Below are 25,408 nucleotides of genomic sequence, written 5' to 3'. Positions count from 1 at the left end.
TGGGGAGAGGGGGATGCGCCAGCTCGATTTCGCCAAATCCTTGCGCCGCAATATGACCGATGCCGAACAGCTGCTCTGGAAGCAACTCCGCGCCCACCGGCTGAACGGCGAGAAATTCCGCCGCCAACAAATAATCGGCCCCTACATCGTCGATTTCGTCCACTTCGGCGCGCGGCTGATCATAGAGGCGGACGGCGGCCAACATCATGAAAGCCGCAGCGACGCCGCGCGCGACGCTTGGCTGCAAGCGCAGGGTTTCAGAATCATGCACTTCTGGAACCACGATATTCTGCGAAATCGAGACACCGTTCTTGAAACGATATGGCAAGCCCTGAACGCCCGGGCTAAATGAACACAGCGGCAAACACAGGAAAACAAGCATATGAACCACCCAGCCCAGATCCGCATCCCCGCCACCTATATGCGCGGCGGCACCAGCAAAGGCGTGTTCTTCCGGCTGCAGGACCTGCCGGAGGCCGCGCGCCGGCCGGGCGCGGCGCGCGACGCGCTGCTGCTGCGCGTGATCGGCAGCCCTGACCCCTACGGCAAACAGATAGACGGCATGGGCGGCGCCACCTCCAGCACCAGCAAGACCGTAATCGTGTCCAAGTCCGAGCGGCCGGGTCACGACGTCGATTATCTGTTCGGCCAGGTGGCGATAGATCAGGCCTTCGTCGACTGGAGCGGCAATTGCGGCAATCTGTCCGCGGCGGTGGGGCCCTTCGCCATCGCCGGCGGCCTGATCGATCCGGCGCGCCTACCCGCCGACGGCGTCTGCAGCGTGCGCATCTGGCAGGCCAATATCGGCAAGACCATCGTCGCCCACGTGCCCATCGTCAACGGTCAGGTGCAGGAGACCGGCGATTTCGAACTGGACGGCGTCACCTTCCCCGCCGCCGAAGTGCCGCTGGAATTCCTGGACCCGGCCGACGAAGGCGACGGCGACGGCGGCGCGATGTTCCCCACCGGCCAACTGGTGGACACGCTGGACGTGCCCGGCGTCGGCATGCTCCCGGCCACCTTGATCAACGCCGGCATTCCCACCATCTTCGTCAACGCCGCCGACATCGGCTATAGCGGCGCCGAGCTGCAGGACACGATCAACTCAGACCCGGCGGCGCTGGCGCGCTTCGAAGCCATCCGCGCGCACGGCGCGCTGAAAATGGGCCTGATCAAGACGCTGGGCGACATCGCCAGCCGCCAGCACACGCCCAAGATCGCCTTCGTCGCGCCGCCGGCCGACTACGCCGCCTCCAGCGGCAAGACGGTGCGCGCCGCCGACATCGATCTGCTGGCGCGAGCGATGTCCATGGGCAAGCTGCACCACGCGATGATGGGCACCGCGGCGGTGGCCATCGGCACCGCCGCGGCCATTCCCGGCACCCTGGTCAACCTGGCCGCCGGCGGCGGCAAGCGCCGGGTGGTGCGTTTCGGCCACCCGTCCGGCACCTTGCGCGTCGGCGCCGAGGCGCGCCAGCAAGACGGCGCCTGGACCGTGACCAAGGCGGTGATGAGCCGCAGCGCGCGGGTGCTGATGGAAGGCTGGGTGCGGGTGCCGGGCGACGCGTTCTGACGCCTCCCGGCTCAGACGGGCAAGGCGCGCAGCAGAATGGCCTCAACATCCAGCCGCCGCGCGTCCAGCGCGCCGGCCACGCGCCCCCATTGCCCATCGTCCAGCCGTGTGTCGACGAAACCCCGGGCCAGCGCCGCCGGCGCGTGGCGCAGCAATAGGCAGGCCTGCGCCGTCAAAACCAGCAATTGCGCGAACCGGCGCCCCTGCCACTCCAAGGGTTCCGGCTCGGCGGCCAACGCCCGCAACTGAGCCAACGCGCGCCGCGTCGCCGCCTCGTCGCCGGCCCAGTCCTCCAGCTCGGCCAGCAAGGCCTCCCAGGCGGCGGGCTCGCGCTGCAGCGCGCGCAGCACGTCCAGACACATCACATTGCCGGCGCCCTCCCAGATAGAATTCAGCGGCGCTTCGCGATACAGACGCGCCATCGGCCCGTCGACGTAGCCGTTGCCGCCGAACACCTCCATCGCCTCGCCGCTCAGCGCCACCGCGCGCTTGCACACCCAGAACTTGGCGGCCGGCGTGACGATGCGCTTCCAGCCGCGCAGCGCCGGCGCGTCGTCGCGCTCGAAGGCTTCGGACAGCCTCGCCGCCAACTGCAACGCCGCCTCGCTCTCCAGCGCCAGGTCCGCCAGCACCGCGCGCATGATGGGCTGCTCGGCCAGCCGCTTGCCGAAAGCCGTGCGCCGCCGCGCGTAGGCCAAGGCTTGCACCGTGCCCTGGCGCAGCAGCGCGGCGCTGCCGATCACGCAGTTGAGCCGGGTGTAGCCGGCCATTTCGATGATGGTGGGAATGCCGCGTCCCTCCTCGCCGATCAGCACGCCCCAGGCGTCCTGGAACTCCACCTCGCAGCCGGCGTTGCTGCGGTTGCCCACCTTGTCCTTCAGGCGCTGGATCCGCACCGCGTTGCGCTCGCCGTCCGGCCGCCAGCGCGGCACGTAGAAGCAGCAAGACGCGCCGTCGGCGGTTTTGGCCAGCACCAGGTGGGCGTCGCACATCGGCGCTGACCAGAACCATTTGTGGCCGCGCAGCAGATATTCGCCGCCGCGGCCGCCGGCGCCCAAGGGCGTCGCCCGCGTGGTGTTGGCGCGCAGGTCGGAGCCGCCCTGCTTCTCGGTCATGCCCATGCCTATCCAGGCCGACGCCTTGCGCTCCAGCGGCAGGTCGCGGCTGTCGTGAACGCAGCTGAACAACTTGTCGCCCAGCTGCGCCCACAGCGCCGGCTCGCGCCGCAGCAAGGGGATGGCGGCCTGGGTCATCGTCGCCGGGCACAGGCTGCCGGCTTCCACCTGGCCATGCAGATAGAGGCCGGCCATCGTCGCGCTCCAGCGCCCCGTCCGTTCGCTGTCGAAGGGCATGCTCACCAGGCCTTGCTCGCGGTACAGCGCCAACAGCTGGTGCCAGCTCGGGTGGGAGTCCACCTGATCGATACGGCGGCCGCGACGGTCAAAGGCCCTCAGCTCCGGCGCGTGGCGGTTGGCTTGCTCGGCCAGTTCGAAACTGTCCGTCCGCCCCAGGCGCTCGCCGTAGGCGCGCAACCCGGCCTCGGCCCAGCCGGCGTCGGCGCGCAGCAGGACTTCGTTCAAGGCCGGATCGCTGTCGTACAGCGAGTAATCCGCCAGTTCTTCGTACTGGTTGCTCACTTCATGGGTTTGCCAGATCATCGTTCCGTCTCCTCGCGCCGCGCAGCGGCCATGACGAAAGTATAAGGAAAGCGGCGATGCGACATGTTCGGGTTTCCCCCACCGCGGCGCAACAAGCGGAACAGGCCGCGCCGGCCACGCGCCGGCGTCCGCGCCAGTCGCGCTCGCGCGCCAGCCTGACCGCGCTGCAACAGGCCTTTGTTCAGGTTTTGCTGGAACGCGGCTACGCCAAGACCACGGTGCGCGAAGTGTCCGCCGTCGCCGGCGTGGCGGTCGGCACCTTCTACCAATACGTGTGCAATATGGACGGCCTGGCCGCGCTGTGCATCCATCAGCACGTTCACACGCTGGCCGACGCGTTGCGTCGCGAAGCCGCCGCCCGCCGCGGCGCGGACCGCCGCGAGATCGCCGCCGCGCTGCTGACGCTGCAGCTGGACGCGGTGCAGCGCCAGCCGGCGGCCTGGAGCGCCTTGTTCCAGCTGGAGCGCCGGGTGTCCCCGCTGGACGCCTACCGCCGCCACTACCGGCAATACGTGGACATCTGGCGCGCGGCGCTGGCCGCCGCCGCCGAGCCGCCGCCGCGGCTGGACGGCGCCGCGAGCATGGCCCACTGTCTGTGCTACGGCGCAATCTCCCAAGCCTTGCTGAGCCAGGGGCCCGCCGCGGACTTCACCGCCCTGCGCCCGGAGCTGGAAGCGGCGCTCAGCGCCTGCCTGGGCTGAAACCGGGGGAAGGAGTAGAATCCGCTTAGCCGCAGACAGGCGGCCAAGAAGAACAAAGGAAGCAAAATGACAGAACATTGGGGCAAGGTGCTGACCGCCATGGTCACGCCCTTCGACGAGGCCGGCCGGCTGAATCTGGACGCGGCGCAGCAACTGGCCAAACATCTGGCCGCCAACGGCAGCGACGGTCTGGTAGTGGCGGCCACCACCGGCGAAGCGCCGACGCTGAGCGACGAGGAACGGCGCGATCTGGTGCGCGCGGTCAGCGAGGCGGTGACCATTCCGGTGCTGGCCGGCACCGGCAGCAGCCACACCGAACACGCGATCGCGCTGACGCGTGAGGCCGCAGGCCTGGGCGCCGCCGGCGTCTTTGTGGTCAGCCCCTATTACAATCGCCCGCCGCAAGCCGGCATCGAAGCCCATTTCCGCGCGGTGGCCGCGGCTACCCGCCTGCCGCTGATGGTCTACGACGTGCCGGGCCGCACCGGCCGCCGCATCGCCGCCGAGGTGCTGCTGCGGCTGTTCCGCGAGGTGGACAATATCGTCGCCTTCAAAGACGCCACCGGCGATCCGGCCGCCGCCGCCGCGCTGGTGGCCGCCGCCGGCGAACATTTCTCGCTCTATTCCGGCGATGACGCGCTGACCCTGCCCTTGCTGGCGGTGGGCGCGGTGGGCGTGGTCGGCACTTCCACCCACTGGACCGGGCCGGAGTTCGCGCGCATGATCGCCGCCTTCGAACAGGGCGACACGGCGCAGGCGCGGCGCGTCAACGCCGGCCTGCAGGAATCGTTCGCCTTCTCCAACACCGACGCCTCGGTGTTCTCCATGTCGGTGAAAGCCATGCTGCGGGCGCAGGGTCTGCCGGTGGGCCAATGCCGGCTGCCGCTGCCGCCCACCGGCGCCGCCGAGGAGGAACAGGCGCGGCGGGTATGGGAAGGGCTGCAACTGCGCCGCGCCGCCTCCTGTTGAGAGGGAGAAGCGGCCGGCAATGAAAAAAGGAGCCTGTCGGCTCCTTTTTCACGTCGCGCGGCTGCGCTCAGTCGCGGAAGTTGTTGAACTGCAGCGGGAAGCCGTTTTCCTTGTCGTCGGCGATTTCCTTGCGCATCAGCGCGATGCATTCCTGCAGCACGTCGCGCTTGGCGCCGGACACGCGCACCGCCTCGCCCTGGATGCTGGCCTGCACCTTGAGCTTGGCGTCCTTGATCAGCTTGACGATTTTCTTGGCCAGGTCGGACTCCAGCCCTTCCTTCACCGTCAGCACTTTCTTCACCTTGTTGCCGCTGACTTTTTCCAGCTTGCCATATTCCATGCAGCGCACGTCCACGCCGCGCTTGGACAGCTTGTTCACCAGGATGTCGTTGACCTGGTCCAGTTGGAACTCGGCGTCGGCGTACAAGGTCAGCTCCTTGTCGCCGGTTTCGATGCGGGCGTCGCTGCCCTTGAAGTCGTAACGGGTGGACACCTCTTTATTGGCCTGCTCCACGGCGTTGCGCACTTCCACCTTGTTCACTTCGGACACGATATCGAAAGACGGCATGAAATATTCCTAATAATGCTTGATGCCGCCATTTTAGAGGCTGGCTCCGCCCTTGTCACTCGGCCCCCCTTCGTCCCCGCCTTCGCCCAAGCGCGCCCGCATCGCCTCCACTTCCTTGAGCCGGCCGCTGATGCGGTCCCAGTGCCGCGCGTTCAAGGCGGCGATCACCGCGTCCACCAGCATCATCAGCGGCGTGTTGCTGTCCCAGCCGGCCGGGCCGGCGGTGTGCGCCGCCAGCGTGTAGCGCGCCACCCGCGCCACCGGCGACAGCCATTGATCGGTGAACAGCAGCACGCTGGCCTTGCGCTGCGCCGCCATTTCCGCGATGCGCAGCGCGTCGTCCCAATAACGGCGAATGTCGAAGATCACCAAGACATCGTGCCTCCCCATGTCCACCAGAGAATCCGCCCAGCTCGCCGGCACGCCGCGCAGATGGACCACGTCCGGCCGCACCACCTTCAAATGGTGTCCGAGATAGACGGCCAGCGGGTCGGTCAGCCGTCCGCCCAGCAGCCAGATCCGGCTTTTGCGCTCGCCCAGCAACTCCACCACGCCGTCGAACTCGGCGCGCGGCACCTGGGCCACGGTTTGGCGCATCAGTTCGGCGATGCGCTCAGCGTGGCTGACCAGGAAATCGTGATCGCCCTGCAGCTGCCCCGGGTCGTGGCGCATCAGCGGCGATTGCAGCCTCAGCTCCAGTTCGGCGCGCAGGGCGCCCTGGAAGGCGGCGTAGCTGTCGAAGCCCAGCTTGCCGATCAGGCGCAGCACCGTCGGGCCGCTGACGTCGGCGCGCTGCGCCCATTGCGCGACGGTTTCCAGCCCGGCCACCGGGTAGTTGGCCAGCAGCGCCCGCCCCACCTTGCGTTCGGTGGGGGTCAAGGCTTCGAACAGCTCGCGGACTTGCTCCGCGATCGAGCGGCTTTGGCTCATTCTGATGTCCCTTTGGCGATTGCCGGCGCTTGCCGTGCCGCGCAGCATAACAGCGCCGGTGTAAAAACGGCATTGTGTCATTGCGTCCACACTGCCGGCCTCATTCTAATATTTATTACAAATTTGGCTTGATTCATTTTTTTTTAACGAATAATACTACCCAAACAACATGGCGGCGACAAAAAGCAGCCCATAAGGCAGCAACAAACCACCGCCAAAACAGACAGTTGCAAGCCAGACGATGAACGCTCGGCCGGTATCGGGGAAGTCAGACCGCGGCAATCAGGGAGAGACAGCGATGGAAGCACGCGACGTAAAGACAATCGCGGATTTGAAGGTTTTGATCGAAGAACGCCGCCTGAGTCAGATCAAGGTGGGCTTGGTGGACATGGACGGGGTGATGTGCGGCAAATACATGTCGCGCGACAAATTCCTGTGCGCGCTGGAAGGCGGCTTCGGCTTCTGCGACGTGGTGTTCGGCTGGGACGTGGGCGACAAGCTGTACGACAACACCCTGCTCACCGGCTGGGGCCGCGGCTACGGCGACGCCGAGGTGCGCTTGATTCCCGAGTCCTGCCGCGATCTGCCGCTGGAGGGCGATATGATCTTCGTCCAGGGCGAGGTGGTGGGCCGGCTGGAGAGCCTCTGTCCGCGCGGCCTGCTGCGGCGGGTGCTGGAGCGCGCGCGCGCCATGGGCTTCGACGTGCTGGCCGGCTTCGAATACGAATTCCTGGCGGTGGACGAAGACAACGACGCGTTGCAGCAGCGCCTCTACCAACACCCCAAGCCGCTGGGCAGCGGCGCCTTCGGCTACTCCATCCTGCGCAGCTCGGTGAACACCGACTTCTACCGCGCGCTGCTGGACTTGTGCGAGCGGATGCAGATGCCGATCGAAGGCCTGCACGAGGAAACCGGGCCCGGCGCGCTGGAGGCCGCGCTGTGCGTGGACAACGCCTTGCGCGCCGCCGACAACGCCGTCTGTTTCAAGACCTTCTCCAAGGTGCTGGCGGAAAAACAGGGGCGCATGCTCTGCTATATGGCCAAGTGGCACCAGGAGCAATCCGGCCAGGGCGGCCACATCCACATCTCGCTGCGCCGCCGCGACGGCGGCGACAGCGCCTTCCACCAGCCTGGCCGCGAGCACGCGATCAGCGACGCGATGCGCCACTTCATCGGCGGCATCCAGCGGCTGATGCCGGAATTCATGAGCCTGGCCGCGCCCACGGTCAATAGTTTCCGCCGGCTGGTGCCCGGCTACTGGGCGCCCACCAGCTCGCTGTGGGGCGTGGACAACCGCACCGTGGCCATCCGCGCGATTCCCGGCAGCGCCAAGTCCCAGCGCGTCGAATACCGGCTGCCCGGCGCCGACAGCAATCCCTATCTGGCGCTGGCCAGCGGCCTGGCCGCCGGCCTCTACGGCATCGAGCACCGCATCGAGCCGGAAGAGCCGGTCAGCGCCAACGGCTATTTGCTGGACGCTCCGCCCCACCTGAAGCTGCATCGCACGCTGTGGGAAGCCGCCCAGGCGCTGCGCGCCTCCAGCGCCGCCCGCGACTGGTTCGGCGACGACTTCGTCGACCACTTCGCCGCCACCCGCGAGTGGGAGGAGCGCGAGTTCCAGCGCCACGTCACCGACTGGGAATTGAAACGCTACTTCGAGATCATCTAAATGAGCGAAAACTACTCCGTCATCACCCCGCTGGACGGCTCCACCCTGCTGCAGCGCGGCTACACCAGTCCGGTCCAGACCCAGGCCGCGCTGGACGCCGCCCGCGCCGCCCAGGCCGGCTGGCGCGCCACGCCGCTGGCCGAGCGCAAGGCCTTGATCGGCCGGGCGGTGGACTGGCTGATCGCCCACAAGAGCGACTGCGCCGACGCCATCACCCGCCAGATCGGCCGGCCCATCCGCCAGTCCCCCGGCGAGATCGGCGGCCTGGCCGAGCGCGCGCGCCATATGCTGGACATCGCCGAAGAAGTGCTGGCCGACCTCCATCCCGCGCCCAAGCCCGGCTTCGAGCGTTGGCTACGCCGCGAGCCGCTGGGCACGGTGCTGGTGCTGGCGCCGTGGAACTACCCCTTCCTCACCGCCATCAACACCATCGCGCCGGCGCTGGCCGCCGGCAACTGCGTGCTGCTCAAGCACTCCTCGCAAACACCATTGATCGCCGATCTGTTCCGCCAGGCCTGCACCGCCGCCGGCCTGCCCATCGGCGTGTTCCAGACCCTGGAGCTGGACCATGCCGCCGCCTTGAAGCTGACGGCCGCGCCCGAGATCGACTTCGTCGCCTTCACCGGCTCGGTGAGCGGCGGCCGCGCGGTGCAAAGGGCGGCCGCCGAGCGCTTCATCGGCGTCGGCCTGGAGCTGGGCGGCAAGGACCCGGCCTATGTGCGCGCCGACGCCGACCTGCCGGCTGCGGTGGAAAACCTGGTGGACGGCGCCTTTTTCAACTCCGGCCAGTCCTGCTGCGGCATCGAGCGCATCTATGTTCAGCGCCAGCGCTACCGCGACTTCGTCGACGGCTTCGTCGAGCTGACCCGCGCCTATCGCTTCGGCCACCCGCTGGACCCGGACACCAATCTGGGGCCTATGGTGCGCGCCGGTGCCGCCGATTTCGTCCGCGGCCAGATCCAGGCGGCGCAGGCCGCCGGCGCGCGCGCGCTGATCCCGGCCGGCCATTTCGCCGCCGACGCGCCGGGCAGCGCCTACCTGGCGCCGCAGGTGCTGGTGGACGTGGACCACGCCATGAGCGTGATGCGTGACGAGAGCTTCGGCCCGGTGATAGGCATCATGGCGGTGGATTCCGACGAAGAAGCGCTGCGGCTGATGAACGACAGCGCCTACGGCCTGACCGCCTCGATCTGGACCGCGGACCGCGACGCCGCCGTCCATCTCGGCCAACAGCTGGAAACCGGCACCGTGTTCATGAACCGCTGCGACTACCTGGACCCGGCGCTGGCCTGGACCGGGGTCAAGGACACCGGCCGCGGCGTCTCCCTGTCCACGCTGGGCTATCAGCAGCTGACCCGGGTCAAATCCTTCCATCTCAAGGGGTAAGGCGATGCAACTGCAAGGCAACTGGAACTATCCGACCAGCATCCGCTTCGGCGCCGGCCGCGCCGCCGAACTGCCGGCGCTGTGCCGCGAACTGGGCATGCGCCGCCCGCTGCTGGTCACCGACCCCGGCCTCGCCAGGCTGCCGATGCTGGCGCGGCTGCAAGCCCTGCTGAGCGACGCCGGCCTGGAGACGGCGCTGTTCAGCGATATGCGCCCCAACCCGGTGGGCCGCGACGTCGACGCCGGCGTCGCTGCCTTCCGCGACGGCCGCCACGACGGCGTGGTCGCCGTCGGCGGCGGCAGCGCGCTGGACGTGGGCAAGGCCATCGCGCTGATGTCCGGGCAAAAACGCCCGCTGTGGGACTTCGAGGACGTGGGCGACAACTGGCTGCGCGTCGATCCCGCCGGCGTCGCGCCCACGCTGGCGGTGCCCACCACCGCCGGCACCGGCTCCGAGGTGGGCCGCGCGTCCCTGATCATCGACGAGGCCGCCCACCGCAAGGTCATCATCTTCCACCCGGCCATGCTGCCCAAGCTGGTGCTGGCGGACCCGGAACTGACCGTAGGCCTGCCGCCGGCCTTGACCGCCGCCACCGGCGTCGACGCGCTGGTGCACAATCTAGAAGCCTTCTGCTCGCCGTTCTACCACCCCATCGCCCAGGGCGTGGCGCTGGAAGGCATGCGGCTGGCGCACGATTGGCTGCCGGCGGCCCACGCCGACGGCGGCAATCTGGAAGCGCGCGCCCAGATGCTGTCCTGTTCCATCATGGGCGCCACCGCCTTCCAGAAAGGCCTGGGCGGCGTGCACGCGCTGGCGCATCCGATCGGCGCGGTGTTCGACACCCACCACGGCCTGGCCAACGCCGTGCTGCTGCCCTATGTGCTGGTGCGCAACCGGCCGGCGATAGCCGAGCGGCTGAGCGCCGCCGCCCGCTACCTGGGCCTGGCCGACGCCGGCTTCGACGGCTTCCTGGCCTGGGTGCTGCAATTGCGCGCCGGCCTGGGCATTCCGCACACGCTGGCGGAGATCGGCATCGGCGCGGACGCCGCCGCCGACATCGGCCGCATGGCCAAGGCCGACCCCAGCGACGGCGGCAACCCGCTGCCGCTGTCCGCCGACGACTACCGCGCGATCTTCCTCGCCGCGCAGCAAGGCAGGCTGTGATGAGGCGCCCGCTGATCGGCCTGACCACCTACCCGGCCGCGCCCGAGCACGGCTATCACACGCCGCTGGAATACGTGGCGGCGGTGGTGCGCGCCGGCGGCGCGCCGGTGCAATTGCCGGCGCTGGGCCCCGACATGGTGGACAGCTGGCTGGACAAGCTGGACGGCGTGGTGCTGATAGGCGGCGGCGACATCGACCCTGCCCGCTTCGACGGCGGCGGCCATCCAACCATCTACAACCTCAGCCCGGAGCGCGACGCCACCGAAACCGCGCTGGCGCGCGCGCTGCTGCAACGCAAGCTGCCGACGCTGGCCATCTGCCGCGGCCTGCAAATTCTCAACACAGTGCTGGGCGGCAGCCTGCACCTGCACCTGCCGGACGTGGTGGGCGAAGCCGTGCCCCATCGCGCGCCGCCGCGCGCGCCGACGCCCCATCCGGTGCGCGTCGCCGCCGACTCCTGCCTGGCGGGCCTGATCGGCACCGAAGTCCTCACCCAGTCCTGGCACCACCAGGCGATAGACCGCCCCGGCCACGGCGTGGTGCCGGTGGCCTGGGCGCCGGACGGCGTGATCGAGGCGATAGAAATCGCCGGTTTCCCCCAGTTGATCGCGGTGCAATGGCATCCCGAACTCTCCGCCGAGCGCGACAGCGGCCAGCAAAGGCTGTTCGACGCGCTGGTCACCATGAGCGGCAGTCCGCCGCCCGGCTGAGCAAGGCCGCGCCTCGCCTCAGATTCAGATACAGACACGAAGCCCGGACCACCGGGCCAGAACCCGGCCGGCCTCCGCCGCCGTTCGGGCGTCGGCGCGTACCCGCGCCTTGGCGGAACAACAGCAGCAAACAGACATGCACAATGAGAGAGGAACATCATGGAACCAGTTCGGCATGAGTCCGCGCCCGTCGGCGAGGATGAGAAACTGTTGCACAGCATGGGTTACGCTCAGGAGTTGTCCCGGCGCATGAGCGGCTTTTCCAACTTCGCCATCTCCTTTTCCATCATCTGCGTGCTGGCCGGCGGCATCACCGCCTTCCCGGCCGGACTCAGCGCCGGCGGCGGCGCGGCCATCGGCATAGGCTGGCCGGTGGGCGCGCTGTTCGCCGCCATCGTCGCCGCGGCGATGGCCCAAATCGCCTCCGCCTACCCCACCGCCGGCGGGCTCTATCACTGGGCGTCCATCCTGGGCGGCAAGGGCCTGGGCTGGACCACCGCCTGGATCAATCTGCTGGGACTGATCTTCGTCACCGCCGCGGTCAACTTCGGCGTTTACGACCCCTTCTTCAAAACCCTGGTCGCGCCGCTGCTGGGCCTCAATCCGGAGCAATTGGGCTGGGGGCATCAGACCCTGTTTCTGTGCGCGGTGGCGCTGAGCCAGGCCTGGCTCAATCACCTGGGCATCAAGCTCACCACCCGGCTGACCGATCTGTCCGGCTACCTGATCTTCATCGTCACCCTGGCCTTGGTGGCTTCGCTGCTGATCTACGCGCCCGGACCGCTGGACTTCTCCCGGCTGTGGACCTTCCACAACTTCAGCGGCGCCGACGGCAGCGCCTGGCCGCGGATGGACAATGGCGTGATGGTGTTCCTGGCCGGCCTGCTGCTCACCGTCTACACCCTGACCGGCTACGACGCCTCCGCCCACACCTCGGAAGAAACCCGCGAAGCGGCGCGCAACGTGCCCAAGGGCATCTTGCGCTCGGTGCTGTGGTCCGGCCTGTTCGGCTACCTGATGATCTGCGCCTTCGTGCTGGTGCTGCCGGACCTGGGCGCCGGGGTCAAGGCCGGCATGGGCTTTTTCGACTTGCTGCTGAGCGCGCTGCCGCCGGCCCTGAAGGCGGCGCTGGGCATAGGCATCTTCCTGGTCAACTATCTGTGCGGCCTGGCCTGCCTGACCTCCACCTCGCGCATGATGTACGCCTTCGCCCGCGACGGCGGCCTGCCGGCCTCGCGCTGGCTGCGCCAGGTGCATCCGCAGCACCGCACGCCGGGCCCGGCGATCTGGGTCAGCGCCGTGCTCGCCATCGCCGTCACCCTGTACGGCGACGCCTTCCTGGTGCTGTCCACCGGCGCCGCGGTGTTCCTGTACATCTCCTACATCCTGCCCTCCGCCGCCGGCCTGTTCGCCGAAGGCCGCAGCTGGACCCACAAGGGGCCGTTCGACCTGGGCCGGGCGTCCAAGCCCATCGCCGCGCTGGCCACGCTGGGCGGCGCGGTGCTGGTCTTCGTCGGCATGCAGCCGCCCAATGAGAAAGTGCTCTACCTGACCATCGCGCTGTTGCTGGTGCTGTCGGTGTTCTGGTTCGCGCTGGGCGTGCGCAAGCAATTCAAGGGGCCGCCCACCGGCCAGCGCATCCAGGGCCATCAGGCGCATATCCGCGAAATCGAAAGCGCGCTGGACGAGGCCGGCTGAACGCGCCGTCAAAACGGGAGGCCGGCGCGGTCGGACAAAGCGCTTGTCTCCCGGCGGCAAATGCGGAATCATCCGGACACGAACCACCGCCAGAGAAGCCCATGCTCGTCACCCCGGAACAATTGCTCGCCTTTACCGCCGCCGCGATGCTGATCACCCTGTCGCCCGGCCCGGACAATCTGATGGTGCTGAGCCAGGGCATTGCCCGCGGCCGCCGCCAGGGCGTGGCCTTCGGGCTGGGCTGCGCCTTGGGCTGCCTGAACCACACGGTGCTGGCCGCGCTCGGCGTCAGCGCGCTGATCGCCGCTTCGCCGCTGGCCTTCAGCCTGCTCAAGTTCGCCGGCGGCGGCTACCTGATCTATCTGGGCTGGCAGGCGCTGCGCAGCCCCGGCGCCAGCTTCCGGGCCGGCGGCGCCGGACAGGACGCCGCGCCCTTGTCCGCCACCTTCCGCAAAGGCCTGATCGCCAATGCGATCAACCCCAAGGTGGTGCTGTTTTTCCTCGCCTTCCTGCCGCAATTCGTCAATCCGGCCCAAGGTCCGGCCGGGCTGCAGATCGCCGTGCTCGGTCTGGTGTTCACGCTGCAAGGCGCGCTGATCTTCGGCTGCCTCGGCTATTTTTCCGGCACGGTCGGCCAATGGCTGGCCAAGAGCCGTCGCGCCAGCCAGTGGCTGGACCGTGTCGCCGGCAGCGTGTTCATCGCGCTGGGCCTGAAGCTGATACTGGACCGCGGCCACTAGCGGCTCGCTCGTTTTCCGTAGGCGATAAAAAAGCCGGCAAGCGCGCTTGCCGGCTGTTCGCGGTATCCCGGGTCTTCACTTCTGGATCAGGAACTCCACCAACACGTTCTTGAACAGGAAGCCGGACACGCCGAAGCCCAGCACCAGGAACAGGATGAACATGCCCATCTTGCCGGCCTGAGCCTTCTTGCCCAGGTCCCAGATGATGAAGCCCATGAAAATGATCAGGCCGCCCAGGCAGACGATCATGGAAATATTGGTGAATTGTTCTTCCGACACTTGTTGTCCTTTGCGTCCACAGCAGATCACGGACCGGCGGGGTCTTAGCGATGCGCCCCGCCTGGCCGTAATAAGATACTCGCCATCGCCCGCCGGCTCAATGCCCGCGCGCGGCTATCGACGCCAGCGCAGCCGCTGCAGCACCAGGGCGACGCCCAGCGCGGCCAACAACATGCCCGCCACCGCCAGCAGGCTCAGCTGCTCGTCGAACAGCCACCAGGCCTGCACCGCCGCCAGGCCCGGCGTCAGATAGAAGTAGCTGGCCACCTTGCTGACCTCGCCGTCCTTCAGCATACGCATCAACAGCAGGATGGCCAGCACCGACAGCGCCAACACGCTCCAACCCAGGGCCAAGGCCAACTGTCCGTTCCAGTGGACGGGATCGCCTCGCTCCAGGCCCAAGGCCAGCGCGCCGGTAATCAGGAAGGCCGCCAGGTATTGATGAAAGGCGCCGGTCAGCGGATGCACGCCCTGGCCGAAACGTTTCTGGTACAGGGTGCCGGCGGTGATCGCGCACAAGGCCAGCGCGGTCAGCCACAGGCCGGGATTGGCGCCTAACTGCAAGCCCTTGCCGCCCAGCACCACCAGCAGCGCGCCGCCGAAACCCGTCGCCAGGCCCAGCCACTGCATACGGCTCAGCCGCTGTTCGCCCATCAGCCAGCTCAGCACCGCGGTCAGTATCGGCTGCAGGCCGACGATCAGCGCGGTGATGCCGGCCGGCACCGCCAGCTTGATGCCGGCGAAGCTGGCGCCCAGATAAAGGCCGTGCAACATGGCGCCGCAAGCCCATTGGTGCCTGGCCGCCGCCAGATCCGGCCAGGCGGGCCGGAAGCAGGCGATCAGCGCGCCGAAGCACAGCAGGGTCAGGCCCATCCTTATCGCCAAAAAGGTGAACGGGCCGATGAAAGGCAGGCCCAGCTTGGCGCCGATGAAGCCGGTGCTCCACAGCAGCACGAAGGCCCAGGGGATCCAGGCGTTGGATCGATTACTATTGGTTTCCATATTTTGCGTCATTAAAAAAAGCCCCCAGCGGGGGCTTTTCGGGCCAAGCGCGGGGCTTTAGCCGCGTTTCAGTTTGGCGTTGCCGGCAATCCGCATCCGCAGCGCGTTCAGGCGGATGAAGCCGGCCGCGTCGGCGTGGTTGTAGGCGCCGCCGTCTTCGTCGAAGGTGGCGATGGTGGGGTCGAACAGCGAATCGGTCTTGGATTCGCGGCCCACCACGATCACATTGCCCTTGTACAGCTTCAGCCGCACCCAGCCGTTGACCGTGGCCTGGGAGGCGTCGATCATGCCTTGCAGCATCTGGCGCTCCGGGCTCCACCAGTAGCCGGTGTAAACCAGCTTGGCGTACTTGGGCATCAACTCGTCCTTCAGGTGGGCCACTTCGCGGTCCAGGGTGATGGATTCGATCGCGCGGTGCGCCTTGAGCATGATGCTGCCGCCCGGGGTTTCGTAGCAGCCGCGGGACTTCATGCCCACGTAGCGGTTTTCCACGATGTCCAGCCGGCCGATGCCGTGCTTGCCGCCCAGGCGGTTCAGCTCGGTCAGCACCTGGGCCGGGCTCATCGCCACGCCGTTGATGGCGGTGATGTCGCCCTTCTCATAGCTGAGCTCGATGTATTCGGCCTGGTCCGGCGCGTTCTCCGGGCTCACCGTCCACAGCCACATGTCTTCTTCCGGCTCCGCCGCCGGGTCTTCCAGCACCGTGCCCTCGTAGGAGATGTGCAGCAGGTTGGCGTCCATCGAATACGGGCTGCCGCCGTTCTTCTTCTTGCTGATGTCGATGCCGTGGGTTTCCGCGTAAGTCAGCAGCTTTTCCCGCGACAGCAGGTCCCATTCGCGCCACGGCGCGATCACCTTGACGTCCGGCTTCAGCGCGTAATAGCCCAGCTCGAAACGCACCTGGTCGTTGCCCTTGCCGGTGGCGCCGTGCGACACCGCGTCGGCGCCCACCTGGTTGGCGATCTCGATCTGGCGCTTGGCGATCAGCGGCCGCGCGATCGAGGTGCCCAGCAGATACTCGCCCTCGTAGACGGCGTTGGCGCGGAACATCGGGAACACGAAGTCGCGGACGAACTCCTCGCGCAGATCGTCGATGAAGATGTTTTCCGGCTTGATGCCCAGCGACACCGCCTTCTTGCGCGCCGGCTCCACCTCTTCGCCCTGGCCGATGTCGGCGGTGAAGGTCACCACCTCGCATTGATAGGTGTCCTGCAGCCACTTGAGAATCACCGAAGTATCCAGACCGCCGGAGTACGCCAATACCACTTTCTTGATGTCAGACATTTTGTATTCTTTCAAATCCATTGATTGCCGGATCCGGCCCGCGCCTGGCGCGGCCTTGCCGGATCGCTTGAACGGCGGGCGCTCGCCCGCATCGTGTGTTCAGTCGTAACGCTGGCCCAGCAGCAGGAACTCGATCAGCGCCTTCTGCACGTGCATGCGGTTCTCCGCCTCGTCCCAGACCACGCTCTGCGGCCCGTCTATCACCGCGGCGGCCACTTCCTCGCCTCGGTGCGCCGGCAAACAGTGCATGAACAAGGCGTCCGGCTTGGCCAGCTTCATCAGCTCCGGCGTCACCTGGTAGTCGCGGAAGGCTTCCAGCCGCGCTTCCTTCTCCGCCTCGAAGCCCATGCTGGTGAACACGTCGGTGGTCACCAGGTCCGCGCCGGCCGCCGCGTGGCTGGCGCTGTGGCTGGGTTCGAAGTGCTCGGGGCCGTAATGCTGGCCGTCCAAGGCCTTCAGCTCGAAGCCCACCGGCGTCGCCACCTTGAGCTTGAAGCCCAGGATGCGAGCCGCCTGCAGCCAGGTGCGGCAGACATTGTTGCCGTCGCCTATCCAGGCCACGGTCTTGCCCTTGATCGAGCCGCGTTGCTCGATATAGGTGAAGATGTCCGCCAGAATCTGGCACGGGTGGTACTCGTTGGTCAGGCCGTTGATCACCGGCACCCTGGAGTGCGCGGCCAGCCGCTGCACCAGCGCCTGCTCGTAGGTGCGGATCATGATGATGTCGCTCATCCGGGACAGCACGCGGGCGGTGTCCTCGATGGGCTCGCCGCGGCCCATTTGCGAGCTTTGCGAGTCCAGGAACATCGCGTGGCCGCCCAGTTGCGCCATGCCCGCCTCGAAAGAAACGCGGGTGCGGGTGGAATTCTTTTCGAACACCATGGACATCACCTTGCCGACGAGCGGCTGGTACAGCTGGCCGTCGCTACGTCGTCGTTTCAGGACCTTGCTGCGCTCGAAGATGTGGCGGTATTCCTCGTGGGTCAGGTCGCTGAATTGCAGGTAATGCCTAGGGGACGTCATGGTGCTCCATTTCAAAAAAAAGGCCACCGCGCGTTCGACACCGTTTCAGTGTCCTTCATGCGCGATGGCACATTACTACACGCTGGTCTCAAGTCATTCACAGGCGTCGCAAGCATGTCTACGCAGGGCGTATAATTTACATAATTGCGACAAGAGTTATATTTATCGGAAATCAGCCTGTCTGACAAGCATTCATTTGAACAAGGCGCGTCCCGGCAGTTGCGCCAGCTCCCCCTCTTTGAGCACCCGCAGCAAAAACTCGCCGCCGTCCTCGGCCAAACCGTGCATTTCTATGGATTTCTGGGTTTTTTGCAGTCGCGCCAAATAAGCGAGGATGGTGTCGTCTATCACCTGGCCGGGCACCAGCACCGGAATGCCGGGCGGATACGGCACGATCTGGTCGCAGCAGACGCGTCCAACCAGCGCCGCGTTGGGCCGGCCGTCGTCGTCCAGCAGCGGCAGGCGCTCGCCGGCCTCGTAAAACGCGTCGCGCGGCAGACTGGCCAAGCGGGAGAAACGCGGGATTTCCGGCATCCTCCCCAGCGGCCGCGGCGGGCGCTTTTCCTTGGCCAGCCGCAGCATCGCGTCATACAGCCGCGACACCTTGCTGCGAGTGGTTCCCAAGGTCAGCAGCAGGGTGATGGTGCTGAAGGTGGACTTCTCCACCTGGACGTTGTAGCGCTCGAACAGCGCCTGCTGCAGCTCGTCGGCGGTAAAGCCGGACTGAGTGATGTCCACGGTCAGCTTGGTCGGGTCCAACTGGATGCCGTCCTCGCGCACCTCCTCCGGCAGCAGGTCAGACAACTCCAGCACCCGGAAGGCGCCGGTGGAGTTGATCTTGTCGCGCAACTCCTGCGCCAGCTTCAGCGTGCGGTCCAACAGCCGGTAGCCCTCCATCACCGCCTGCTTGCGCGCCACGTCCAGGCTGGCGATCAGGTTGTACTGCGGGCTGGTCGACGCGTGCATATTGAAGTTCTCGCGGAACAGATGCGCGTCGAAGCCGGGGTCGTTGACGTGGATCATGCTGGCCTGGGAGAACGCCGACAGCACCTTGTGCGTGCTCTGGGTCACGTAGTCGGCGCCGGACTCCAGCGCCGTCGGCCGGAACGCCGGGTGGAAACGGGCGAAGCCGTACCAGGCCTCGTCGACGATGACCTTGATGCCCTGCTCGTGCGCGGCCTCGATGATGGGCTTCAGATCGTAGCGCAGGCCGTCGTAGGTGCAGGAGGTCAGGATCAGCACCCGCGCGTCCGGATTGGCTGCGATGGCGGCGAAGATGGTTTCCTTGGGCACCGGACCGAAAATGCCGAACTGCTTGTTGATCGAGGAGTCCAGGTACACCGGCAGCGCGCCGGACAGAATCACCCCGTGGTGCACCGATTTGTGACAATTGCGGTCCAGCAGCAGCTTGTCGCCGGGCGCCAGCAAGGTCTGGAAGATCACCTTGTTGGAGGTGGAGGTGCCGTTGGTGGCGAAATAGGTGCGCTTGGCGCCGAAGGCCTTGGCCGCCAGCATCTGCGACTCCTCTATCACCCCGGTCGGGTGCAGCAGCGAATCCAGCATCGGCACCGACACCGACAGATCGGCGCGCAGCATGCTTTCGCCGACGAAGTCGTGGAAGTCGCCGACCCAGGGGCTGCCTTTCAGGGAATCCCCGCCGGAATGGCCTGGCGTGTGCCAGGAGTCCTTGGCCATGCGCACGTATTGCTTGAGCTTGTCGTAGAACGGCGTCGCGGACTTCTCCGCCAGCTCCGCCGACAGGATGCGGAACCAGCCGTGAAAATCCAGTTCGTCGCGATAGAAATAACCGTCCACCGCGTGGCTGGCCAGGTCTTCCACCAAGGCGCGTTCGTCGTCGTCGAACAACAGCACGTACAACGAAATTTCCGGGCGGAAGGCGCTGATGCGGTTGGCCAGCTGCGCCGCCGCCTGGCTGACGCCCTTCTCCTGCAACTGCTTGTCCACCAGCACCACCTGGACGTCGCCGTCTCGGGCGATCTGATCCAGCGCGTCCTGGCTGCGCGCGACGCCGACGAAAGTCAGGCCATAGGGGTTTTCCAGCCGGACCGCGGCGGCGCCCAGTCCGGCCAGCACATCGGCCTGCCATTTGGCGTCGTCGCTAACCACCAGCACTCGGCTAACGGGTGTCATGATAGGGTTTCTCCTGTTGATGTTGCTTTGCGCTGTTATTGATGGATTTGTCTGCCTGAGTCGCTCGCGCAATTTCGCTTGTTTTTATATTTGCCTATCCTATCCACATCGGCGCGTCGGCGTCATTTTGCAGTCGCACATCAGCATTTCCCCATATTCGGCGCCCGGCTCGGCGCGGCCAGACAAGGCCGCCCCCTTGCGGTACAATCGCCGCCATGCTGACCCCTGCTGAAAAAGACGCGATTCGCGACCATTACCGGACCATAGCCGACAACCTGCCGGGCTTTCGCCCGCGCGCCGCGCAACGCCGCATGCTGGCGGAAATCGCCAACGCCCTGTCGCGCAGCAAGGACAAGGAAGGCGACGACTGGCCGGAACGCGCCGGCGAAAGCATCGCCGTGATCGAAGGCCCCACCGGGGTCGGCAAAAGCCTGGCCTATCTGCTTGCCGGCGGCGTGATGGCCAAGTCCCGCGCCAAGAAGCTGGTGGTCACCAGCGCCACCATCGCCCTGCAGGAACAGCTGGTCAACCGCGACCTGCCCTTCGTCGTCGAGAACAGCGGCCTGCCGCTGACCTTCGCCTTGGCCAAGGGCCGCGGCCGCTATCTGTGCCCGCAGCGCATCTACGCGCTGACCGCCGAAAACGCCCAAGGCCAGCTGCTGGACCTGGACCCGACGCTGGCGCTGTGGGACCGCAAGCCGGAAGCCGGCGAGATCGAAACCCTGCGCCAGCTGGCCGACGCCTTCTACTACCGCCGCTGGAACGGCGACCGCGACGCCTGGGACAGCGTGATCGACGACGGCCTGTGGTCGCGCGTCACCAACGACCGCCACGGCTGCCTGAAGGCCGCCTGTCCCAACCGGCCGGAATGTCCGTTCTACCTGGCGCGCGACGTGCTGGAAAACGTGGACGTGGTGGTGGCCAACCACGATCTGATGCTGGCCGACGTGTCCATGGGCGGCGGCGTAATCCTGCCGGCGCCGGAAGAAAGTTACTACTGTATCGACGAGGCGCACCACCTGGCCAAAAAGGCGGTTAACCAGTTTTCCGCCGAACATTCGCTGGCTCAGGCCATGTCCTGGCTGGACAAAGTGGCCGCCGCCGCCATCCGCGTGGAGGCGCTGACCGACAAGGTGGAAATCGTCAGCCAGGCGATAGAAGCCGCCAGCGCCTGTTCCGAAACGCTGACCGAATGGCTGTGGCTGCTGGAGGGCGAAGACACGCTGGCCGCCTCCAGCGACAATCTGGAGCCCACCTGGCTGATAGAAGACGGCGTGCTGCCGGAGCGCTTCCAGGGCCCCACCGCCAATATGGCCACCTCGGCGCGCTCGCTGTTCAAGCAACTGAGCCTGCTGACCGACGCGCTGGGCGAGGCGCGCAAGGACAAGGGCGGCGAAGCGGCCCAAGTCGACAAGACCTCCTCCGACCTGGGCTTCCTCACCGCGCGCGCCGAACAGCTGCTGGCGGTGTGGGAGTTGTTTGAAAAGGAAACCGAGCCCAGCAGCCCGCCCATCGCCAAATGGATTACCCGCCGCGCCGAGGGAAAGGGCGATTACCTGTTTTCCGCCTCGCCGGTCAGCGCCGCCGCCAGCCTGGCTGCCACGCTGTGGCGTCGCGCCGCCGGCGCCATCCTGACCTCGGCCACGCTGCGTTCCTTGGGCGAATTCGACCTGCTGCTGTCGCAAACCGGCCTCAAATGGATGCCGGAGGTCAGCTGCGTGGCGCTGGACTCCCCGTTCAACTTCGACGAACAGGGCGAGCTTTATCTGCCGCCTATGCTGGCCAGCCCCAAGGACGCCGGCGGCCATACCCGCGAAATCGTCGAATGGCTGCCCAAGCTGATCGATCTGAAGGAAGCGGTCGGCACCCTGGTGCTGTTCTCCTCCCGCAAGCAGATGCAGGACGTCGCCGCCGGCCTGCCGTCCGCGCTGCGCGAGCGGCTGCTGATCCAGGGCGAAATCCCCAAGAGCCTGCTGATAGAACAGCACCATCAACGGCTGAAACAGGGCGAGCCCAGCGTGATCTTCGGCCTGGACTCCTTCTCCGAAGGCCTGGACCTTCCCGGCGAAAGCTGCGTGCACGTGATTATTGCCAAGCTGCCGTTCGCGATGCCGGACGACCCGGTGGGCAAAACCCTGTCGCGCTGGATAGAGAAACGCGGCGGCAACCCCTTCATCGAACTGACGGTGCCGGAAGCCTCGATCAAGCTGGTGCAGGCCGTCGGCCGCCTGATCCGCACCGAGCGCGATTACGGCCGCGTCACCATCCTGGACAATCGGCTGCAAAAGCAAAGCTACGGCAAACGGCTGCTCGCCTCGCTGCCGCCATTCAAGCGCATCTGATTTTCGGGTAAAATGCTAAATATTCAGCAACAAACAAAACGCCTGAACATAAAACGCCAAGCGCAAATCGCTTAGCAGACGATAAAAAACAGGCTAAACCAAAAGCAAACACTCCGGTCCACCGCCATGATCTGCAATCCATACGAAATAGTCATCCAGGGCATCACTTCCGAGGGGCGCACCTTTCGCCCCAGCGACTGGGCCGAACGCCTGGCCGGCATCCTAGCCTCCTTCGACGATCAAAAGCTGCACTACCACGCCCACGTCCGCCCGATGATGCTGGACGGCGTCCGCTGCGTGGCCGTGGACAAGAAACTGGAAAAAATCAGCCCGCAGGTGTTTTGCTTTCTGATGGATTTCGCCAAGGACAACGACCTGCGCATCGTCGACTGCCGCACCCTGCTGGACGAGGTCTACCCGAATCAATTCTTGGCGTAATTGCAACACTAACCCTGTCCGAATTATCTTGATGCAACAACATTGCAACACCCACGTCATATTTTGTGGCTAAACTAAGACAAGTGTTGTGGCGATACCGCAGTTTATTGATGAATAAATATTGCGGGGCCGCCAGGTTCGGCACCTGACTTTAGTAAAGCAAAAACTGACTTGGAGCATTCAAGATGCAAAAGAAAAATCTGGCAGCACTGCTTGCCGCAATGTTCGCCTTGCCCGTTGCAGCCCACGCTGACGTGACCATCTACGGTTTCCTGAGCGGCGGCATCGAATCGAGCAAAGCCACCGGCGCCAGCGCCGGCGGCACCGAATACAGCAGCCGCACCCGCATCGTCGACCACAACTCCCGCATCGGCTTCAAGGGCTTTGAGGATCTTGGCGGCGGCACCAAGGCGATCTGGCAGGTGGAAAACAGCCTGCGCAACTTCGAGCAGGGCGGCACCAACGACAAGGGCCAGACTGCTACCTTCGCTACCCGCAACACCTTCATCGGCATCGACAACGGCGACTTCGGCCGCGTGTTGCTGGGTCAATACGACTCCGCCTACAAGATGTTCACCGGCAGCGGCAACAGCGCGCTGGGCACCGACCTGATGACCAACACCACCGCCGACAACTTCGGCAGCAGCTCGGTCAACAGCCGCGGCGAAGCCCGCCTGGCCAACTCGGTGCACTACTTCTCCCCGAGCTGGGCCGGCTTCAAGCTGGGCGCGTCCTGGGGCGTGGACGAGAACCGCGTGTCCGGCAACGACTCCAAGCGCATCTCCCTGGGCCTGGGCTATACCTGGCAAGGCCTGAACCTGGCCGCCGGCTGGGATCGCCAATACGATATGGCCGTTCTCGCCAACAACAACTCCTACAACACTTCCAGCAGCAACAGCCCCGCGGTGCTATCGCTGAACTCCGGCAAGAACGTCACCTTCTACAGCATTGCCGCCAGCTATAAATTCGACACCGGCACCTTTGTCGGCGGCAACTACGAATGGGGCACTTTCGACCAGGTTGGCGGCGGCCAGCTGAAGCAAGACAACTGGCTGCTCGCGCTGGGCCAGGACTTCGGCGCGGCTTCGGTCAAGCTGTCCTACGGTCAGCTGGGCACGCTGAAGAACACCGGCGCCGGCGTCAACGGCGACGACTTCAAGGCCAAACAATGGGTCCTGGGCGGCACTTACAATCTGTCCAAAACCACCCAAGTGCTGGCTTATTACACCAAGATCAGCAACAACGCCAAGGCCAAGGCCAACTTCGCCAACAACCCGGTGTACGACAGCAACCTGGGCGCCAGCAACGCTTCGCTCTCCGCCGGCAACGACCCGCAAGCCTTCGGCGTGGGCTTCAAGGTCGCCTTCTGATCCTGAGCAAGCGCAATCCTAATCACGCCGCCGGCTTTGCCGGCGGCGTTTTTCATTTGCTCAGGCTGGCGCGCAGCGCCTCGATCGCGTAGCGCACCTTCGCCGGCTGGATGTCGCGGCGCGGCGTCACCGCGTAGATCGCCAGCGGCGGCAAGCTCCACTCCGGCAACACCCGCAGCAGCCTGCCGTCGGCCAGTTCCTGGCGTATCTCCGGCTCCGGCTGCACCGCCACCCCCATGCCGGCCAGCACAAACTGGCGCGCGGCGACGATGTTGTTGCTGACCAAGCGCGCGTCCGGCTCGGCGGTGAAGCAGCTGCCGTCCGCGTGCTCGAAGGCCAGCCAACCCAGCTTGCGGTCGGACAAGGCCACCCATTGCAGCGCGGACAATTGCTCCGGCCGCGTGATCGCCGACTGACGCGCGAGATAGGCCGGCGACGCGCACAGCACGTTCGGCCAGTCAGCCAGATGGCGCGCCACCAGGCTGGAGTCCTTGAGCACGCCGGCGCGCAAGGCCAGATCGATGCGATTGTCCACCAGGTCTATCATTTCATCGTGGAAGAACAACCGCAGCTTCAGGCCCGAGTGCGCGCTCAATAGGGGCGTCAGCGCCTCACTCAATAGCGCACCGGCAAAACCGGTGGGCGCGGCGATGCGCAACTCGCCCACCGGCGCGTCGCGCAGCTCCAGCAAGCGCTGCTCGGCCAGCTGCGCCGCCGCCAGCATGTCGGCGCAACCCTGGTAGAACAGGCTGCCGGCCTCGGTCAGCGTCAGCTTGCGGGTAGTCCGGTGCAGCAGGCTGACGCCGTGCTGCTGCTCCAGCTTGCTGATGTGCTGGCTGACCGCCGACGGCGTCATGCCCAGTTCCCGCGCCGCGCCATTCATCGAACCCTTGTCCACCACCATGGCGAAGACCGCCATCCGTCGCAATGCATCCATTTATTAAGCTCAGCTAAACTATCAATCTTATTCTTGCCGGATTATCGCCCTATAATCAAGCTGCTATTCTGAACGCCGTCAAACTTCATTACGTGAATCGCGGAAAGGAATCATCCTCATGAAAATCGCACTGATCGGCGCCAGCGGCTTTGTCGGCTCGGCCATCCTGCAGGAACTGCTGTCTCGCAATCATCAAGTCAGCGCCATCGTCAGCAATCTGTCCAAGCTGCCGCAACACCCGCAGCTCAGCGGCGTCGCCGCCGACGCCTACCAGGCCGGCCAGATCGCCGCCGCCGTCGCCGGTCACGACGCCGTGGTCAGCGCCTTCAACCCGGGCTGGGACAAGGCCGACATCCAGGCGCTGGCGGTCAAGGGTCACGACGCCATCGTCGCCGGCGTCAAGCAGGCCGGCGTCAAGCGCTTCCTGGAAGTGGGCGGCGCCGGCAGCCTGGAAGTGGCGCCCGGCGTGCAACTGGTAGACACCCCGGAATTCCCGGCGGAATGGAAGGAAGGCGCGCTGGGCGTACGTGAGGCGCTGCGCCGCCTGCGCGAGGAAAGCGCGCTGGACTGGACCTTCGTCTCGCCGCCGGCCTTCCTCCACCCCGGCGAGCGCAGCGGCAAATACCGGCTGGGCGGCGATCAACTGCTGTTCAACGGCGACAAGCCCGCCGACATCAGCGTGGAAGACCTGGCCGTGGCCATCGTCGACGAACTGGAAAAACCGCAGCATCTGCGTCGTCGCTTCACCGCCGCCGCAGTTTAAAAGCCTGTTCAAAGTCTCGCGAGCAAGGGCGAGAGCAGGCGCATACGACCGG

Annotated in this window: 22 protein-coding genes and 1 pseudogene; 14 read left to right on the top strand and 9 right to left on the bottom strand. The window is 66.1% G+C overall.

Annotated features, from left to right (window positions below; translation table 11 throughout):
- The first annotated feature begins 13 nt into the window (after positions 1–13).
- Both JW897_RS18935 and prpF read left to right on the top strand, forming a co-directional pair.
- Complete coding sequence (locus JW897_RS18935; protein WP_205467275.1) at positions 14–352, top strand: endonuclease domain-containing protein; 339 nt, start codon at positions 14–16, stop codon at positions 350–352.
- 30 nt (positions 353–382) lie between these two features.
- The gene (gene prpF, locus JW897_RS18930) at positions 383–1,573 is read left to right on the top strand and encodes a 2-methylaconitate cis-trans isomerase PrpF (RefSeq protein WP_205467274.1); all 1,191 of its coding nucleotides are present in this window, start codon (positions 383–385) and stop codon (positions 1,571–1,573) included.
- 11 nt (positions 1,574–1,584) lie between these two features.
- Here prpF and JW897_RS18925 read toward each other — a convergent pair whose 3' ends face one another.
- Entirely contained in the window at positions 1,585–3,231 is a 1,647-nt protein-coding gene (locus JW897_RS18925; RefSeq protein WP_205467273.1) for an acyl-CoA dehydrogenase family protein, read from the bottom strand.
- A 56-nt stretch (positions 3,232–3,287) separates the two neighbouring features.
- On the opposite strand from JW897_RS18925, the gene JW897_RS18920 reads away from it, so the two are divergent.
- The gene (locus JW897_RS18920) at positions 3,288–3,932 is read left to right on the top strand and encodes a TetR/AcrR family transcriptional regulator (RefSeq protein WP_205467272.1); all 645 of its coding nucleotides are present in this window, start codon (positions 3,288–3,290) and stop codon (positions 3,930–3,932) included.
- A 66-nt stretch (positions 3,933–3,998) separates the two neighbouring features.
- Positions 3,999–4,901: a 4-hydroxy-tetrahydrodipicolinate synthase gene (dapA, locus tag JW897_RS18915; RefSeq protein ID WP_205467271.1), complete on the top strand. Its 903-nt coding sequence runs from the start codon at positions 3,999–4,001 to the stop codon at positions 4,899–4,901.
- Positions 4,902–4,968: 67 nt separating this feature from the next.
- Here the strand turns inward: dapA and JW897_RS18910 are convergent, their stop codons facing one another.
- Positions 4,969–5,469: a YajQ family cyclic di-GMP-binding protein gene (locus JW897_RS18910; RefSeq protein ID WP_019099884.1), complete on the bottom strand. Its 501-nt coding sequence runs from the start codon at positions 5,467–5,469 to the stop codon at positions 4,969–4,971.
- 33 nt (positions 5,470–5,502) lie between these two features.
- Complete coding sequence (locus tag JW897_RS18905; protein ID WP_205467270.1) at positions 5,503–6,399, bottom strand: MurR/RpiR family transcriptional regulator; 897 nt, start codon at positions 6,397–6,399, stop codon at positions 5,503–5,505.
- 331 nt (positions 6,400–6,730) lie between these two features.
- Here JW897_RS18905 and JW897_RS18900 point away from each other — a divergent pair, with 331 nt between their 5' ends.
- From JW897_RS18900 to JW897_RS18875, 6 genes are all read left to right on the top strand, one after another.
- Positions 6,731–8,068 (top strand): glutamine synthetase family protein, encoded by a 1,338-nt coding sequence (locus tag JW897_RS18900; RefSeq protein ID WP_231589176.1) that lies wholly within the window; start codon positions 6,731–6,733, stop codon positions 8,066–8,068.
- Positions 8,069–9,454, top strand: coding sequence for an aldehyde dehydrogenase family protein (locus JW897_RS18895; protein WP_205467269.1), 1,386 nt, complete (start codon positions 8,069–8,071; stop codon positions 9,452–9,454).
- 4 nt (positions 9,455–9,458) lie between these two features.
- Positions 9,459–10,619, top strand: a complete 1,161-nt coding sequence (locus tag JW897_RS18890) for an iron-containing alcohol dehydrogenase (protein WP_205467268.1) — start codon at positions 9,459–9,461, stop codon at positions 10,617–10,619.
- A complete protein-coding gene (locus JW897_RS18885; RefSeq protein WP_048412139.1) occupies positions 10,619–11,329 on the top strand; it encodes a gamma-glutamyl-gamma-aminobutyrate hydrolase family protein in 711 nt (236 codons plus the stop codon). The genes JW897_RS18890 and JW897_RS18885 overlap by 1 nt, the downstream gene beginning before the upstream one ends.
- A 159-nt stretch (positions 11,330–11,488) precedes the next feature.
- The gene (locus JW897_RS18880) at positions 11,489–13,027 is read left to right on the top strand and encodes an amino acid permease (protein ID WP_048412140.1); all 1,539 of its coding nucleotides are present in this window, start codon (positions 11,489–11,491) and stop codon (positions 13,025–13,027) included.
- Between the two features lie 101 nt (positions 13,028–13,128).
- Positions 13,129–13,767 carry a LysE family translocator gene (locus tag JW897_RS18875; RefSeq protein ID WP_205467267.1) on the top strand — a complete coding sequence of 213 codons (639 nt, stop codon included), beginning with the start codon at positions 13,129–13,131 and terminating at the stop codon, positions 13,765–13,767.
- Positions 13,768–13,842: 75 nt separating this feature from the next.
- On the opposite strand, the gene JW897_RS18870 is transcribed toward JW897_RS18875, so the two are convergent.
- From JW897_RS18870 to JW897_RS18850, 5 genes are all read right to left on the bottom strand, one after another.
- Positions 13,843–14,046, bottom strand: a complete 204-nt coding sequence (locus JW897_RS18870; protein ID WP_019099892.1) for a DUF2788 domain-containing protein — start codon at positions 14,044–14,046, stop codon at positions 13,843–13,845.
- Positions 14,047–14,160: 114 nt separating this feature from the next.
- Positions 14,161–15,048 (bottom strand): DMT family transporter, encoded by an 888-nt coding sequence (locus JW897_RS18865; RefSeq protein WP_205467266.1) that lies wholly within the window; start codon positions 15,046–15,048, stop codon positions 14,161–14,163.
- 57 nt (positions 15,049–15,105) lie between these two features.
- Entirely contained in the window at positions 15,106–16,332 is a 1,227-nt protein-coding gene (locus JW897_RS18860; protein WP_048412217.1) for an argininosuccinate synthase, read from the bottom strand.
- 99 nt (positions 16,333–16,431) lie between these two features.
- Entirely contained in the window at positions 16,432–17,355 is a 924-nt protein-coding gene (argF, locus tag JW897_RS18855; protein ID WP_205467265.1) for an ornithine carbamoyltransferase, read from the bottom strand.
- Positions 17,356–17,547: 192 nt separating this feature from the next.
- Positions 17,548–19,506: an aminotransferase class I/II-fold pyridoxal phosphate-dependent enzyme gene (locus JW897_RS18850; RefSeq protein WP_048412144.1), complete on the bottom strand. Its 1,959-nt coding sequence runs from the start codon at positions 19,504–19,506 to the stop codon at positions 17,548–17,550.
- A gap of 215 nt (positions 19,507–19,721) precedes the next feature.
- Between JW897_RS18850 and dinG the strand changes: the two genes are divergently transcribed.
- From dinG to JW897_RS18835, 3 genes and pseudogenes are all read left to right on the top strand, one after another.
- On the top strand, positions 19,722–21,848 hold the full coding sequence (dinG, locus tag JW897_RS18845; RefSeq protein WP_205467264.1) for an ATP-dependent DNA helicase DinG: 2,127 nt from the start codon (positions 19,722–19,724) through the stop codon (positions 21,846–21,848).
- 126 nt (positions 21,849–21,974) lie between these two features.
- A pseudogene (locus JW897_RS18840) lies at positions 21,975–22,259 on the top strand (DUF3579 domain-containing protein); the annotation flags it as partial.
- 212 nt (positions 22,260–22,471) lie between these two features.
- Positions 22,472–23,656 (top strand): porin, encoded by a 1,185-nt coding sequence (locus JW897_RS18835; RefSeq protein ID WP_205467263.1) that lies wholly within the window; start codon positions 22,472–22,474, stop codon positions 23,654–23,656.
- A 52-nt stretch (positions 23,657–23,708) separates the two neighbouring features.
- Here JW897_RS18835 and JW897_RS18830 read toward each other — a convergent pair whose 3' ends face one another.
- A complete protein-coding gene (locus JW897_RS18830; protein WP_205467262.1) occupies positions 23,709–24,593 on the bottom strand; it encodes a LysR family transcriptional regulator in 885 nt (294 codons plus the stop codon).
- Between the two features lie 118 nt (positions 24,594–24,711).
- On the opposite strand from JW897_RS18830, the gene JW897_RS18825 reads away from it, so the two are divergent.
- Positions 24,712–25,356 (top strand): NAD(P)-dependent oxidoreductase, encoded by a 645-nt coding sequence (locus tag JW897_RS18825; protein WP_048412148.1) that lies wholly within the window; start codon positions 24,712–24,714, stop codon positions 25,354–25,356.
- Positions 25,357–25,408: the final 52 nt, after the last annotated feature.

Source organism: Chromobacterium alkanivorans, from assembly GCF_016937655.1.
GTDB lineage: Bacteria > Pseudomonadota > Gammaproteobacteria > Burkholderiales > Chromobacteriaceae > Chromobacterium > Chromobacterium alkanivorans.
This window is presented reverse-complemented; position numbering and strand designations above follow the sequence as displayed.